This window comes from Hoylesella marshii DSM 16973 = JCM 13450 (genome assembly GCF_000146675.1).
Taxonomy (GTDB): domain Bacteria; phylum Bacteroidota; class Bacteroidia; order Bacteroidales; family Bacteroidaceae; genus Prevotella; species Prevotella marshii.
On record NZ_GL397214.1, the window covers coordinates 84,522 to 100,534 of the forward strand.

At 48.0% G+C, this 16,013-nt stretch carries 12 protein-coding genes; 3 read left to right on the plus strand and 9 right to left on the minus strand.

Annotation, left to right across the window (positions count from 1 at the left end; all coding sequences use genetic code 11):
- Nucleotides 1-218: 218 nt before the first annotated feature.
- The 7 genes from HMPREF0658_RS00375 to mazG all read right to left on the minus strand — a co-directional run bounded on the left by HMPREF0658_RS00375 (nucleotide 219) and on the right by mazG (nucleotide 8,722).
- The gene (locus HMPREF0658_RS00375; RefSeq protein WP_006947724.1) at nucleotides 219-1,793 is read right to left on the minus strand and encodes an Rne/Rng family ribonuclease; all 1,575 of its coding nucleotides are present in this window, start codon (nucleotides 1,791-1,793) and stop codon (nucleotides 219-221) included.
- A gap of 327 nt (nucleotides 1,794-2,120) precedes the next feature.
- A complete protein-coding gene (locus HMPREF0658_RS00380) occupies nucleotides 2,121-2,420 on the minus strand; it encodes an HU family DNA-binding protein (protein WP_006947726.1) in 300 nt (99 codons plus the stop codon).
- 618 nt (nucleotides 2,421-3,038) lie between these two features.
- Nucleotides 3,039-3,224 (minus strand): hypothetical protein, encoded by a 186-nt coding sequence (locus HMPREF0658_RS00385; protein WP_006947733.1) that lies wholly within the window; start codon nucleotides 3,222-3,224, stop codon nucleotides 3,039-3,041.
- A 7-nt stretch (nucleotides 3,225-3,231) separates the two neighbouring features.
- Nucleotides 3,232-5,829 (minus strand): leucine-rich repeat domain-containing protein, encoded by a 2,598-nt coding sequence (locus HMPREF0658_RS00390; protein WP_169302850.1) that lies wholly within the window; start codon nucleotides 5,827-5,829, stop codon nucleotides 3,232-3,234.
- 585 nt (nucleotides 5,830-6,414) lie between these two features.
- A complete protein-coding gene (locus HMPREF0658_RS00395) occupies nucleotides 6,415-7,329 on the minus strand; it encodes a ribonuclease Z (protein ID WP_006947735.1) in 915 nt (304 codons plus the stop codon).
- A gap of 12 nt (nucleotides 7,330-7,341) precedes the next feature.
- Entirely contained in the window at nucleotides 7,342-7,902 is a 561-nt protein-coding gene (locus HMPREF0658_RS00400) for a lipocalin family protein (RefSeq protein WP_006947736.1), read from the minus strand.
- A 28-nt stretch (nucleotides 7,903-7,930) separates the two neighbouring features.
- Nucleotides 7,931-8,722, minus strand: coding sequence for a nucleoside triphosphate pyrophosphohydrolase (gene mazG / locus HMPREF0658_RS00405; protein ID WP_006947737.1), 792 nt, complete (start codon nucleotides 8,720-8,722; stop codon nucleotides 7,931-7,933).
- 89 nt (nucleotides 8,723-8,811) lie between these two features.
- On the opposite strand from mazG, the gene HMPREF0658_RS00410 reads away from it, so the two are divergent.
- Both HMPREF0658_RS00410 and HMPREF0658_RS00415 read left to right on the plus strand, forming a co-directional pair.
- A complete protein-coding gene (locus HMPREF0658_RS00410; protein ID WP_006947738.1) occupies nucleotides 8,812-11,451 on the plus strand; it encodes a valine--tRNA ligase in 2,640 nt (879 codons plus the stop codon).
- On the plus strand, nucleotides 11,448-12,629 hold the full coding sequence (locus HMPREF0658_RS00415; protein WP_006947739.1) for a clostripain-related cysteine peptidase: 1,182 nt from the start codon (nucleotides 11,448-11,450) through the stop codon (nucleotides 12,627-12,629). Before HMPREF0658_RS00410 ends, HMPREF0658_RS00415 begins: the two co-directional genes overlap by 4 nt.
- A 144-nt stretch (nucleotides 12,630-12,773) precedes the next feature.
- Here HMPREF0658_RS00415 and HMPREF0658_RS00420 read toward each other — a convergent pair whose 3' ends face one another.
- Together HMPREF0658_RS00420 and lepA are read right to left on the minus strand one after the other, a co-directional pair.
- Nucleotides 12,774-13,370 carry a Crp/Fnr family transcriptional regulator gene (locus HMPREF0658_RS00420; protein WP_006947742.1) on the minus strand — a complete coding sequence of 199 codons (597 nt, stop codon included), beginning with the start codon at nucleotides 13,368-13,370 and terminating at the stop codon, nucleotides 12,774-12,776.
- 27 nt (nucleotides 13,371-13,397) lie between these two features.
- A complete protein-coding gene (gene lepA / locus HMPREF0658_RS00425; protein ID WP_006947743.1) occupies nucleotides 13,398-15,179 on the minus strand; it encodes a translation elongation factor 4 in 1,782 nt (593 codons plus the stop codon).
- Between the two features lie 156 nt (nucleotides 15,180-15,335).
- On the opposite strand from lepA, the gene HMPREF0658_RS00430 reads away from it, so the two are divergent.
- Nucleotides 15,336-15,761 (plus strand): hypothetical protein, encoded by a 426-nt coding sequence (locus tag HMPREF0658_RS00430; protein WP_024990922.1) that lies wholly within the window; start codon nucleotides 15,336-15,338, stop codon nucleotides 15,759-15,761.
- The last annotated feature ends 252 nt before the right edge of the window (nucleotides 15,762-16,013 follow it).

Below are 16,013 nucleotides of genomic sequence, written 5' to 3' on the forward strand. Positions count from 1 at the left end.
TCCGCAGAGACACAATAGAAGAAGTCGCTTTCACTCGTTTGAAGGCGGCTTCTTTCGTTTTCGTAGTCCAAGAATAATTTATTCCGACGTTGCGGCAGGTGCTTTAGTCCAAGAATAATTTATTCCGGCATTGCGGCAGGTGCTTTAGTCCAAGAATAATTTATTCCGGCATTACGCTCAATCAAATAAAAAGAGGGAACCGCACTGGCTCCCTCCTTTTATTTGGTTTCTATCTCCTCTTTCATGTCGATAAACTCTTTCTTGCTGTCGTAGAATTCGTATTGCAAGAATGCAAGTTTCTGCGAGGGGATGATGTGCACGCCCCATCCGTACCGCAGTTGCCACTTCCGTTTCAGGCTTACAATGCCCTGATTGATGTAAGCGGCCACGTAGGGATGTACGTGCAGATAGAATTTCGTGATTCCAATCTTGTTTACAAGGTGGTCAATTTTTCCTTCCAGCTGGTCGGTGAAGAGGAAGCTGGATTTGATTTTTCCCTTGCCGAAGCAAGTGGGGCAGGTTTCGTCCACGTTTACATCCATGGCCGGACGCACGCGCTGACGGGTGATTTGCATGAGACCGAATTTACTCAACGGGAGAATGTTGTGCCGGGCTCGGTCTTTCTGCATGTTCTTACACATGCGCTCGTAGAGCAATTGACGGTCTTCGGCCACATTCATGTCGATGAAGTCTACCACGATGATGCCGCCCATGTCGCGCAAGCGGAGTTGGCGGGCTAATTCGTCGGCAGCTCCGAGGTTTACCTCAAGTGCGTTGGCCTCTTGTCCGTTTTCCGAGCGCGTTCTGTTGCCGCTGTTCACATCTACCACATGCAGTGCTTCGGTGTGCTCAATAATCAGGTAAGCTCCGTGCTTGTAGTTGACGGCCTTACCGAACCCCGATTTAATTTGCTTGGTGATGTTGAAGTTGTCGAAAATGGGTACGTTTCCCGTGTATTGCTTTACGATGGCGGCTTTTTCAGGTGCAATGAGCGTGACGTACTGTTTCACTTCGTTGAACACCTCTTCGTTGTTGATGTAGATGTTCTCGTAGGTAGGGTCGAAGAGGTCTCTTAACATGGCGACGGCGCGACCTGTCTCCTCGAAGATGAGTTGCGGTCTCTTTTGCGTCTTCTGCACTTTGGCAATGGCATCGTCCCAACGTTTGAGGAGCACCTTAAGTTCGGTGTCGAGTTCGGCTACTCGTCTGCCCTCTGCTACGGTGCGCACGATGATGCCGAAGTTTTTGGGCTTGATGCTGTGGATGAGTTGCTTAAGGCGCGCACGCTCTTCACCGCTCTTGATTTTCGAGGATACCGAAACTTTATCATTGAAAGGGATGAGCACCAAATATCGCCCGGCAAAGGAAAGCTCGCACGTCAGTCGAGGGCCTTTTGTTGAGATAGGCTCTTTCACGACTTGCACCAGCACTTCCTGCCCTATGGTGAGTGTCTGTGTCACGCTACCGTCTTTCTTTAAATCAGGCAGACGTGTAGCTTTGGAAAATGGATAAAGTTTCTTGCGGTCAGCCTCAACCTGTTTGAGATACTTGCCGTAAGAATTGAATTGACCACCTAAGTCAAGATAATGTAGAAAGGCATCACGTTCATAACCTACATCTACGAACGAGGCATTCAGCCCGGGCATCAGTTTTTTTACCTTTGCCACGTAGATGTTTCCTACAGAGAATGACGCAGAACGAGGTTCATTCTGATACTCTACCAGTCGTTTGTCTTCCAGCAGGGCGATAGAAATCTCCTTGTCTCTGACATCAATTACTACTTCGCTGGTCATTTCTCACATTATTGTTACTTAGTGTTTAATAAAAAAGGGCATGCCAATGATGTCTTTATAAACCATTTTGGCAAACCCCGCAGTCCGAATAGACTGGTAAGCAAGCAGCCTTTACTTGCTCTTATGTCTATTCTTTCTCAGTCTTTTTTTACGCTTGTGCGTAGCCATCTTGTGGCCTTTTTTCTTTTTCCCGCTTGGCATAGCTTAAATTTTAATAGTGTTTATGATAATGTTTGTATTCTTTTATATTCTGTTTTGATGGATTTCCTGCTTTCACGCATCGGGGCTGTGCATGACTGCTCCGCACAGAAAAAGTATTGAAACGTGTCAATCGTTTTCAGTAATCTCTTCTCCCTTCATCTTTTGGATGAAGCTCTTGGCGGGTTTGAAACCGGGGAAATCGTGTGCGGCAATGGTAATCGTGGTGTTTTTGGAAATATTGCGTGCCGTCTTTTCTGCCCTGTGCTTTACGATGAAGCTGCCGAAGCCGCGCAGATATACGTTTTCTCTCTTGTCTAAAAGGCTCTGCTTAATGGTCTCCATGAATGCCTCTACCGTCGTCGATACGTCTTTTTTAGGCAACCCTGTCGTTGCGGCAATCTCATTGATAATGTCTGCTTTCGTCATTTTTATGTAAAATTAAAATGATTATGATTTATATACTCCTTTTTTGAATGTGCTTGCAAAGATACAAGTTTTTACCGTGATATGGAAATTTATTTGTTTTTTTTTGCATAACGATAGTAGCGCATAAATCAGAAGTACATATACCTCTGTATCAGTCGGGTATTGAAAGACATCTGTAGATATAGAAATAAGTGAGACGCAGCAAGAATGGATTGTCAGTGCAGCTGTCTATCAAGTCGAAAACCTCTTTCTATAAGGTGGCTTCCTCATCTTATTTTTCTTCTATTCTATATTCATCTCTAAAAAATCAGACAATCTCAAATTACAAATCTGACAGTGTGAAAATCACAATTTCACACTGTCAGATTTTTGATAATAGATAGGCACTTGTCCGACTGTCTGTTCACATTTGCCCGACTTGCTGAAAATAGTTGGCCGACTCTGCATGAAAAGTTGGCCAACTTTGCGCAAATAGTTGGCCAACTTTTTCCAACGAGTTGCCCAACTTTTCACAATGAGTTGCCCAACTTTTTTCCCCTCTCTGAAATGCCTGTAAATAAAGGCTTTCCGGAGGTTGCATCACAGAGGTACAAACCTTCTGCATACTGTTCTGGGGCTCTATTCCTGCCACGGCTGATAATCCGACAGGGTTTGCTCGTTCTCCTCGTCCTCATCGAAGAAGCCGTCTTTGCCCAGTCCGCCACCCGGCGAGGGACCGGGGCCTACTTTTGTCGTAAAGGTTTGCATCATTTCTTCTTCCATGGGGAGAATTGTTATTTCGGGTCGTTGATATTGCTGTTTCATAGCGTGCTTAGTTTTTATAGAATTTCTTTCCGTTCACTATGTAGATGTTGCCCGAGGGTAGACGGTTATAGTCGCGACCGAGATTCTTACCGTCGAGCGAGTAGAATGGGTAGCGGCCGTTCCTGACGTCGGCTTCACCCTTGCGAACGCTGTTGATGTCGGTCACTACAGGTCCCTCTTCAAGCACCATGATGAAACTCTTGGCAGCTGCCTTTCCTGTGGGACTTGTGAGGAATGCACGGAACGAATGGATATACCCGTTAGGGTTGGCCGTGGTGACGGGTAGCCATGTGTTGCCTACGTTTAGGTTATAGGCTTTCATTCCTGCCGCCGTGGTGTTGGGGATGAATTGTGTGGTGCCGTTGATCATCCAATCTGTGTCGAGCGGACTTATCACGCCGGTTGCAGACAATGCGGGAGTAACGGGTACCACGACGTTGTGCATCTCGGGCAGGTTGTGGCTCCCGCCGTCGGTTACACGCACCACATAGGGCTTGTTAGCATCGAGTGTTGCCGATGTTGGTAGGGGAGCAAAGACGAAATAAGATTCTCCGTTTGCCCGCTTCATCCGTTTCAGTTCGTAGGCCACCATGCCTGTGGGCAACGTGGTGGGATAAGGCAGGAAGAGTGTTGCGGCATCCGCGCCTGAGAATGTGCGGGTATAGTTGGCTTTAGTTGCTGTGAACTGATGCTTGATTTCGTAGTCACAGCCACGGTTTCCTTTGTATTTCTCATGGGTGTCATAAACCACAAAGTTGTCGCATTGCCCATCTACAACGAAGTTTACATCACCCTGTCTAATCTTTGACTTATTCGTTCCGTTGGGCAGATAAACAAGGGTATAAGGATAAGCCAATGTAAAGGGTGACCCCGTCACATTACGCGAGATGACCGAAGCCGTTAAGGGTTGGCAACCGAGCATATCGATATATTTCAAACTGTAACAATTTGCCCAAGCTCCCTCGCCAATGGTAGTAAGCTGTGAACCTGAATCAAAGGTAAAACTCTCTAAATCCATACACTGCCAAAATGTGTGATAGCCTATTTCTCTGACAGCAGCAGGTATTCTGACGTTACCTGTGAGATGATAACAATTTACAAATGCTTCTTGGCCTATCTTTTGTAAGCTGGCAGGGAACACAAGGTCACCGCTCAGATTATTACATTCCCAAAAGGCGGCATAGCGGATGTCAGTTAAATTGTTGGGAAGATAAAGACGTCCGTTAAATCCTCTACAGTCTCTGAACGCTCTGTCACCAATCCATACTGAAGCGGGTATGTGCAAATCGCCACGCATATTAAAACAGCCATGGAAAGCATCATTATCAATGTGTTGCAATGTATTGGGAAGAGAAAGGGCTGTAAAGCCGGAACAATTCTGAAAAGCATTAGCTCCTATAAAATCTGCACGGGGAATATTGAGTGTGCCCGATAGGTGATAGCAATTATTGAAACAGAAGGTGGGGACGTTCTCCAGCGAGCCTGATAAAATGAGCTGCCCATTGAAACCGGGACAATCGTTAAATGAATATTCTGATAATCGTGTTACCGTGTGGAGGTCAAGATTACCATTCAGGCGATGACAATGCTCAAAAGCATGCGCGCCAATGAACCACACATTACCTTGTAGGTAGAGTTGTCCATCGAAATTATAATCACTTTGAAAAGCATAATGCCCAACGGTTGCCACTTTGGGTGGAAGAACAATACTGCCATGCAGATTATTGCAATTATGGAAAGTGTAATCGGGAACTGTAGTCATATTATCAGCATAGTCGAGCCATCCGTTTAAATTCGTACAGTTCTCAAATACGGCAATCCCCATACTGTTCACCGAATTGGGCACGTAAAGATTACCCGTGAGCTTGCGGCAACTATTAAATGCTTTTGCTCCAATAGACTGTAGATTATTGGAGAGATGAAGCCAACCCGCCATATTCTCATTTCGTGCGAAAGCTTCTCCACCAATCGCCGTAACGACATCCTGAACATGACAGTTGCCTGTTATACCCGTGCAGTCTTGATAGGTTCCATCATGAATAACAGTGACATTCTGTGGGGTCACCAAGTTACCACTGAGACTACGGCATTGAGCAAAAGCATAAGAACGGATATCGTTTACAGAGGGTGGCGTGTAGTTAAGCACTTCACCTTGTATAGCCGAGTTCTGAAAACACCTCTCACCAATAAATTGAATATTGAAAGGCTGCCATGTCTGACCGGTAACAGGATTGGTGTAGGTATAATTCATGCCGGTTATTCCTGTAATACCCGTGTCTTTAAAAAGGCCTCCTCCTAAATGCGTATAGGGATACCCACGCCAAGCATACTGGGATCTCCCCAATGCGTCTACCACAACTATATCCCATAAGTCCATTGGTAAATCAACGTTCCCATAAAGGCTACGACCACCGCCCGCATCATAAACATAATGGATTTGACTTGCACCCCACGGAGGAGACCCTCCCCAATTCGGCGTATAGATACGCCACTTCCAATTGCTCTGCTTTCCTTTGTTCTCTCGGTTTGCACCGCTGTCCCATGCCTGCACATGAAAGCAGAAAGCAATCAACAATGTTGATAAAAATAAAAGTCGTTTCATCATATTCATTTGTTTAAAATGTTTCAATCATTTGTTCTCATTTCTCCTCTTGCTGAAGTTGATAAAGGGCACGAAAAAGCCTGCAAGAATATTCCGTAGAATACCTTTGCAGGCTGTTGTTTTCGTTATATATGCTGTATATTACGCGTGTGCGTGCGCGTCCCTTATATAATATACGTCTGCATTGTGTGTGTGTGTGTGTGTGTTAGCAAAATATTCGGGCTGACCAAATATAAAGTGTTAAAAGATAAGGAGAAACACACATTTCTCTTTACCTCGCCAATACTTTTATAAATTAGGGTTAGTCTGCTCACGAATACTTGATTTAATACCTTGACTTCTTTTTACCGCGGCAAAGATACATAAAGATTCTTAAGCGAACAAGAAAAAACTAAAAAACTTTGCCCGAGATGTCTCTAATGATGACATTCCTACTGTAGTCCATCGCTCCCCCTTATACAGTGGGGGTTGTGAAAGATTGCCGACTTTGCCCTGTATAAACGGCATCTGTGGCACGGACAAACGGCATCTGTACGGGGTACGAATGCCGACCTTGATGTTGTGGCCTTTGCAGAGGGTGGGAAGTGATTATACGTCGAAGATGGCACCTTCGTAAGAGAGAAACGATGGGGGAAAGACGGAACGGGCTTCGAGGAGCAGAGTTTGCTCATCATCGTATCGTGCACTGTAGTGTCCTAAAAGGAGTTTAGAGACATGGGCATCGCGTGCCACGGTGGCAGCTTGTCGTGCCGTGCTGTGGTAGTAGAGACGGGCACGGGAAAGGAGGTCGTGTGTGTAGGTCGCCTCGTGGTAGAGACAGTCTGCACCCTCGACGAGTCGGTGGAGTGTAGGGATATAGCGTGTGTCGGAGCAATAGGCATAGCTGCGGGGGCGGTCGGGTGGAGAAACGAGCCGGACGTTGGGGATGAATTCACCCTCATCGGTTGTCCAATCGGCACCGGACTTGATATTGTTGATTTGGCTCACAGGTATGCGATAGAAGTCTATCATGTCGCTCCGTATGTGGGGTAGGGTGGGCTTTTCTCGGAAAAGATATCCGCAGCGGGGTATGCGGTGTTGCAGGGGAATGGTTTCTACGGTGAGGCTTCGGTCTTCGTAGACGACGGCGGTGCGTGTGGTGTCTACGGCGTGGAAGACGACCTCGAATTCGAGGCCGTGGCAAAACAATTCTATCTGCGCATGAAGCATTCCTTCGAGTTCTTTCGGGGCGTAGACATGGAGGGCGGCAGTGCGTCCGAGCAAGCCGAAGGTACTGATGAGACCGATAAGACCGAAGCAATGGTCGCCATGGAGATGGGAGATGAAGATGGCACCGAGTTTGGTGAAACGTATTTTTGAGCGACGAAGCTGAATCTGCGTACCCTCGCCGCAGTCTATCATGAAGAGCTTTTCGCGTAGCTCCACTATCTGCGAAGTGGCATAGTGTTTCAGTGTGGGCAGGGCGCTACCGCATCCGAGGATGTGTATTCTGAACGGCTCCATCGGGGAAGCAGGTTATTTCTGTCGCTTGTAGACGAAGATGCCGCGTCTGTTTTCCAGCATGAGGGAATCGGCACCAAGGGTGTTGATGGTAAAAGTGTCGCGGTTGAGCAGCAGTTGTCCGTTGAATATTTTCCAGCTTGTATAGGGATTGCTCTCAGCTTGGACATGGGATTCCACCAATCCACCCTCTTTTAGCTCGAAGTTCTTGTCCAGACTCGTCCATTTTCCCATGAGGGTAGTGAGATTGATAACGGTGGTGGCCATACGTTCATCGCCTATTTGGTTACCTACAACTGCCATCCTGTCGCCGGCCAGTAGTCCGCCTTTCACGACAGGGGTGGCATCTTCGTCGTCGATGAGATAAGTAAAAGTGTTACCTTCGTCGGTCACAAGTTCAAGGCTATGCATGGACGTTCCGTCACCGCAAATGCCGTAGACGGTGGTGTCTGCCGAGGATGTTTGCGAAAGGGAGTCGTTGGAGGACGGTTGTCCTGCATTCTTGTTAGATAGATGGCAGCCCGAAGCGCATATCATTAGTGCGATGAGGCAGGGAATAAGTTTGATTGCTTTCATAAGTCGTATGATGATAGAGTGAAAATGTTTACGATAGTTTTTCCTGTGCTTTGGCCTCATTCCAAAGGGCGTCCATCTCTTCCAAGGTCATGTCGGTGAGCGGTCTTCCCGCTTTGATGGAATGTTGCTCAATGTAGTTGAAGCGGTTGATAAACTTGCGATTGGTACGCTCTAAGGCATTGTCGGGGTTGAGATGATAGAGACGGGCGGCATTGATGACACTGAAAAGGAAGTCGCCCAACTCGTCGGTGGAGGCATCTTTGTCTTCCCGTTCCAGCTCTGTGCGCAACTCGTTCAGCTCTTCGCTTACCTTATCCCATACATCTTCACGTTTCTGCCAGTCGAAGCCTACGTTGCGGGCTTTGTCTTGTATGCGGTAGGCCTTGATGACCGAGGGGAGCGCATCGGGAACGCCGGCAAGTACGGTCTTGTTTCCGTCTTTTTCTTTTAGCTTGATTTGCTCCCACGTCTGCAATACGGCTTCTTCCGTGTCAGCTTTTGTGTCACCGTAAATATGCGGATGGCGGAATATCAGTTTGTCAGCCTCTTGGTTGCAGACATCGGCAATATCGAAGTTGTTGGCTTCACTACCGATGATGGCATAGAAGAGCACGTGTTCGAGAACGTCTCCTAATTCCTTGCAAATGTCTTTGCGATCATTCTTCATCAACGCATCGCATAACTCGAAAACCTCTTCGATGGTATTGGGACGTAGGCTTTCGTTGGTCTGCTTCCTGTCCCAAGGACATTTTTCCCGTAGATTGTCCAATACATCAAGTAGCCTTCCGAAGGCTTCCAATTTCTCTTCACGTGTGTGCATAATCCAGCTTTTAATGGTGCAAAGCTACATATTTTCCATTGAAATTGTGTAAATTTGCAGCGTTTTATTCAACCAATTGACGTATTAAGATGGAATTAGCAAGTAAGTATGACCCGAAAGAAGTGGAGTCGAAATGGTATCAATATTGGCTTGACAATAAGCTTTTTGCCAGCAAACCGGATAACACGAGAGAACCTTATACGATTGTGATGCCTCCACCCAACGTAACCGGTGTGTTGCACATGGGGCACATGTTGAACAATACGATACAGGACATACTGGTGCGTCGCGCTCGTATGGAGGGGAAAAACGCGTGCTGGGTTCCGGGAACCGACCATGCCTCGATTGCTACGGAGGCGAAGGTTGTAGCTAAACTGGCCGAGCAGGGAATAAAGAAAACCGATATGACTCGTGATGAGTTCCTGAAACATGCGTGGGATTGGACGAATGAGCATGGTGGCATCATCCTGAAGCAATTGCGCCGGTTAGGAGCTTCGTGCGATTGGAATCGTACAGCGTTCACAATGGATGAGGAACGGTCGAATAGTGTCATCAAGGTGTTCTGCGATTTATACGATAAAGGTTTCATCTATCGTGGTGTGCGTATGGTGAATTGGGACCCGCAGGCACAAACAGCGTTGAGCGATGAAGAGGTAATATATAAGGAGGAACATTCAAAGCTCTACTATCTCAAATATATGGTGGTTGAGGAGCCCGGTCGATATGCTATCGTGGCTACCACACGTCCGGAGACGATTATGGGCGACACGGCCATGTGTATCAACCCCAACGACCCGAAGAATACGTGGCTCAAAGGCAAGCACGTTGTTGTTCCGTTGGTGGGCAGGGAGATTCCTGTCATCGAAGATGAGTATGTGGATGTAGAGTTCGGTACCGGATGCCTGAAGGTGACACCCGCGCACGATATCAATGATCATCAGCTCGGATTGAAGCACGGTCTTGCAACCATCGACATTTTCAACGACAACGGAACAATCTCCGAAGCTGCCGGACTTTACGTCGGCATGGATCGTATGGACGTGCGCAAGCAGATAGCCATAGATCTCGAAGACGCGGGATTAATGGAAAAGGTGGAAGATTATGATAACAAGGTTGGATATTCTGAGCGTACGCACGTGCCCATCGAACCGAAACTGTCTACACAATGGTTCCTTAAGATGCAGCATTTTGCCGATCTTGCACTGCAGCCGGTGATGGACGATGACATTCGTTTCTATCCGCAGAAATACAAGAACACCTATCACCATTGGCTCGAAAATATCAAAGACTGGTGCATCTCACGACAGCTGTGGTGGGGGCATCGCATTCCGGCTTATTATTTCACTGTCGATGGCAAGCGCGAATATGTGGTTGCACCTTCTGCCGAAGAGGCTTTGACAAAGGCAAAACAGAAATGCAATGCATTGACTGCTACCGATCTTCAGCAGGATGAAGATTGTCTTGACACGTGGTTTTCGTCGTGGCTCTGGCCTATTTCCGTCTTTGACGGAATCAACCATCCGGACAACGAGGATATAAAATATTATTATCCCACGAGCGACCTCGTAACCGGCCCCGATATTATTTTTTTCTGGGTGGCACGAATGATTATGGCAGGCTACGAATACAAGTGTAAGATGCCTTTCAAGAATGTGTATTTCACGGGTATTGTGCGCGACAAGCTCGGCCGCAAGATGTCGAAATCACTTGGCAATTCTCCTGATCCAATAGAATTGATTGATAAATATGGTGCCGATGGTGTACGAATGGGAATGATGCTCTCTGCACCGGCCGGCAACGATATTCTCTTCGATGAAACGTTGTGCGAACAAGGACGCAATTTCAACAACAAGATTTGGAATGCCTTCCGACTCGTGAAGGGATGGGAAGTTGCCGATACTGAACAGTCCGACGCTAGCCGAATCGCTAGCCGATGGTTCGAAGCCAAACTTCGCGAGACCAACGAGGAGTTGAACGACTTATTCTCGAAGTATCGCATCTCGGAGGCCTTGATGGTCGTCTATCGTCTCTTTTGGGACGAGTTCTCCGGCTGGTATCTCGAAATGATTAAGCCTGCTTACGGTACGGCTATCGACCGCGTAAGTTACAACATTACGCTTAGATTCTTCGAGACCTTGCTCAACATGCTTCACCCATTTATGCCTTTTATCACCGAAGAATTGTGGCAACATCTTTTCGATCGTAAGGCTGGTGAATCCATCATGTGCGAAAGATTGCAGATCGCTGTTCCTACGGAGGATGACAAGCGGCTAAGCTCCGATATTGAACTCGTGAAGCAGATTGTTAGCGGCGTTCGCACCGTTCGCAATCAAAAGAATATCGCCCCCAAAGAACAACTCGTTCTCCACGCAATCGGACAGAACCGATTCGCAGCTTACGACGGCATCGTTATAAAGATGGCTAACCTCGCCAGCATAGAAACCGTGAGTGAAAAGGCTGCCGATACTGCGCAATTCATGGTCGGAACCGACGAATATGCCGTACCCGTTGGCAGCCTCATAGACATTGAGGCCGAAATCAAAAAGCAGGAAGCCCTGCTGGCTCATCTTGAGGGATTCCTCGCGGGCATCAAAAAGAAACTCGCCAACGAACGTTTCGTAGCCAATGCTCCTGAGGCTGTCGTAGCCCTCGAACGCAAAAAACAAAGCGATTCCGAGGAGAAGATAACTGCCTTGAAACAATCGCTGTCTGAACTCAAAAAGCAATGAAGAAACTCCTGCAATTCCTCCTCGGTACGCTATTGTTCGTTATCGCGTCATGCGATAGCGACGTACTTGCACCATACCCCATCCCGCAAGCACAGGCCGACAAGACAGTGTTTGTCTACATGCCTTGGAGCGCGAGTAGAAGTGGCCACTCCGGCAGCCTTTACGATGCGTTTCAACAGAATCTTAGGGATATGAAAACAGCCATACAGGCCGATGGCGGATTGGGGAAGAACCGCGTGATAGTGTTTATTTCCACATCGGGTACAACGGCCGTGATGATGGAGATTACCTATGCCGGCGGCATCTGCAAGCAAGATACACTGGAAACATACAATGCCGCAAACATCCCCGCTTTCACGACCTCCAGCGGCATTTCCCGCATTTTGAATCGAGTGAAGCGGCAAGCACCGGCCAATCAATATGCAATGATAATAGGATGCCACGGCACCGGATGGCTTTTCTCCAATGGCGGAAGAAGTCGCGTGCAGACCCGTTATTTCGGTGGTACCGAACCTTACACTCAGACAAACATCCCCGTATTGGCCGACGGAATAAAAGATGCGGGAATGAAGATGCAGTTCGTTATGTTCGACGACTGTTACATGTCGAACGTCGAGGTGGCCTACGAGTTGCGCCACGTTGCCGACCATCTTATTGGCTGTTGCAGCGAGATTATGGCCTATGGCATGCCCTATCACCAGATGTGGAAGTATCTCGTGCAGCCCTTGCCCGACTATCGGAAAGTGGTTGAGACGTTCCACCATTTTTATTCCACCTATTCATACCCTTACGGAAACATTGGCGTGACAGATTGCCGCTATGCAGAGGAGATGGCCGGTGTGATGCGCATCATCAACAGTCGTTTCACGTTGAGTAATGCTACGTCGGTGCAGCGATTAGACGGCTATCACGACGTGATTTTCTATGATATGGGTGACTACGTGAGCAAGTTGTGCACCGACCCCATTCTTTACGTCGATTTTCAAACAACATTGGATAAGTTGGTGCCTTTCAAAGCGCATACTCCGATGGCATACACCGCGCTGGGGCAGTTGCCGTCGCCCAAGATACCCGTTTCCACTTTCAGCGGTCTCACCATCAGCGACCCCACCGTATCCACTTTTGAGCGGGCGGCAGTGAATAAGAAATTGACATCGTGGTGGGCTGCCACACATTGATGAGTCCTGTTTTCATCAGTCTATAAAACTTCCGAGATACAATTGCCAATGGTGGAATTGTATCTCGGATTTTGTTCTGTCCCTTTGTAAGTTTACAACAGCATTGCGACAAGTCGTTTACTCGCGGCATCTGAAGCACCGGTGTTAATCCAATAGGGTGGATGCACGCACGCGGCTCAGTGTTTCGGGCGTCATTTGCAAGTAGCTGGCAATGTAGATGAGTGGTGCGCGTTGTACCATTTTGGGGATGAGTTTGCAGAGACGACGGTAACGGTCTTGTGCCGTTTCAAAGCGCACGAGGTCGGCGTGTACCTGCGAGAGTATGAGCGACTCCTCCAGAATCTTGCGGTAGAGTATCTGAATGTTCACGTTGTGCAGTGCCACATTCTCAAGTTCCTGTTTGGGCAGCAGGTAAACGATAGTGGGCTCAAGTGCCTCCATCTGCAATCGAGTTGGCTCTTCGCGGAACAGGCTCTCGATACACATGACCACGGAATTGTCTACGCCCATGTGTTCGGTTACTTCTTTTTCGCCTTTGAAATAAAACTGTCTTATCAGTCCTGTGTCGATGTAGTAGAAGCCTCGGCAGATGTCTCCTTCTTTGAGAATCATCTGCCCCTTGGCAAACTTCATCGGAACGAGAATACTTTCCAATACATCCAGTTCCTCGTGTGTCATGGTGCTGTATTTGCGTGCCAATTCTCTTGCAATGTCGCGTGTGGTATTAGACGAACCTCTCATGATTGTTCTCCTTCTTTCATTTGTTGATTAGTCAAGTTTCAGTACGGCAAGGAAAGCTTTCTGCGGCACCTCTACGTTACCTATCTGCTTCATGCGTTTCTTGCCTTTTTTCTGTTTCTCCAGTAGTTTCCGTTTCCGACTCACGTCGCCGCCATAGCATTTTGCCGTAACGTCTTTGCGTACGCATTTCACTGTTTCGCGTGCTACGATTTTGGCTCCGATAGCTGCTTGGATGGCGATGTCGAACTGTTGGCGAGGGATGAGTTCCTTTAGTTTCTCGCACATCTGCCGGCCGAGTGTCACGGCATTGTCCTGATGTGTCAGCGTAGAGAGTGCATCCACAGGTTCGCCGTTGAGCAAGATGTCGAGCTTCGCCAATTTGGAGGGGCGGAATGAGTCAATATGATAATCGAATGACGCATAGCCTTTGGAGATGCTCTTCAGCTTGTCGTAAAAGTCTATCACAATCTCTCCGAGGGGCAGCATGAAGTGGAGCTCGACGCGGTTTCCACTCACATATTCTTGTTTGATGAGTTCGCCGCGCTTATCGAGGCAGAGCGTCATGATGGGGCCGATGAAATTCGTTGTTGTGATGATGCTGGCGCGAATGTAGGGTTCTTCGATGTGGTCGATGGCTGTCGGCTCCGGCAGACCGGAGGGGTTGTGCACCTCGTGCTCATTTCCTAACTTGTCGTACACCATGTACGATACGTTGGGCACGGTGGTAATCACGTCCATATTGAACTCTCTGTCGAGTCGCTCCTGAATGATTTCCATGTGGAGCAGACCGAGAAAGCCGCACCGGAAGCCGAACCCTAAGGCGACAGACGATTCGGGAGAGAACGTGAGCGAGGCATCGTTGAGTTGTAGCTTTTCCAGCGAGGCACGCAGGTTTTCATAGTCGGAAGGGTCGATGGGATAAACACCCGCAAAGACCATCGGCTTCACCTCTTGGAAACCGGCGATGGCCGATTGGCAGGGTTTTGCTACGTGGGTGATGGTGTCGCCCACTTTCACCTCTTTGGCATCTTTGATTCCGCTAATGATGTAGCCCACTTCGCCTGTGCTGAGCTTCTCGCGTGGCACCATGTCCATCTTTAGTACGCCTATCTCGTCGGCGTCGTATTCCATGCCTGTGTTGAAGAACTTCACCTTGTCGCCTTTCCGAATTTCTCCGTTTTCAATTTTGAAATAGGCGATGATGCCGCGGAAAGAGTTGAATACTGAGTCGAAAATGAGCGCTTGCAGCGGAGCGGTCTTGTCGCCTTTAGGGTGGGGGATGCGCTCCACCACGGCTCTTAGGATTTCCTCTACACCTTCACCCGTTTTTCCTGATGCTCGGATGATGTCTTTGCGGTCGCATCCGAGCAACTCGACGATTTCGTCTTCCACTTCGTCGGGCATTGCGCTCGGCATATCGATTTTGTTGATGATGGGCACGATTTCCAAATCGTGTTCTATGGCCATGTAGAGATTTGAGATGGTTTGTGCCTGCACGCCCTGCGTAGCATCGACGATGAGCAATGCACCCTCGCAAGCGGCAATGCTGCGCGACACTTCGTAGGAGAAGTCCACATGCCCCGGGGTGTCTATCAAGTTCAGCGTATATTTCTGTCCATCCTGCACATACTCCATCTGTATGGCGTGGCTCTTGATGGTGATGCCGCGCTCGCGTTCCAGATCCATATCGTCGAGCATTTGTCCCGTAGTGACCTGAATGGTGTTCGTGTATTCCAATAAGCGGTCTGCAAGGGTAGACTTGCCATGGTCGATATGGGCGATGATGCAGAAATTTCGTATAAGATTCATCTGTGTTGTGTATGTTTGCGTTGACAAATATACGAAAATATGATAACATGGCGGGAAATCGCCTATAAGGGACGTTTACTTTTAATGTATTTTAAAATAGGAGCAAGGCGACAAAATAAGGGATTCTTCGTAATTTTGCAACAAAACATCAAACGTATGAACAAAGTTACTTTATTCTGCATTTTTTCCGCAATGATGCTCTCTTCGTGTCAGGAAAGCATCGAAGACCGCGCTGCCAAGGAGGCACGCGAATACACGGAAAAATACTGTCCTACGCCTACCGTGAATTATACGCGCACGGACAGTGTGACTTTCGACCGCACCACTCGCACTTATCATTATTATTGCACGTTGTCGGACAGGATGGACAACCGCGACATCATTGATAAGAACCGGAAAATGCTCCACGACTCACTGTTGCAGGCCATTGTGGAATCGACCCATCTGCAAGCCTACAAGGAAGCCGGATTCAATTTTACTTATACCTGCAGGTCGGCTGCGCATCCCCGCATGGTTCTCTATGAAGACACATTTACTCCGAAAGAATACAATGTCATCGCCGGCAGCGGAAAAGCGGGATAGGCATAGATTCACGCACGGCGTATCTCACAACGAGCGCTGATACGCTCTGCGCAAAGGGTAGAGAAAGGTCTCAACGAGCGAGCCGTTTTCCGCTCACCAGCAAACTTTTTTCCGCTCACCAGCAGAATTTCTTTTGCTCACCAGCAGAATATGGGATGCTCACAACCGCAGAAATTTGTGTGTTATTTAAGTTTTACCGGATAGCAATATTTTATTCTCTTCCAACTACTTGGAAAGCTGTTTTGAGGAAGA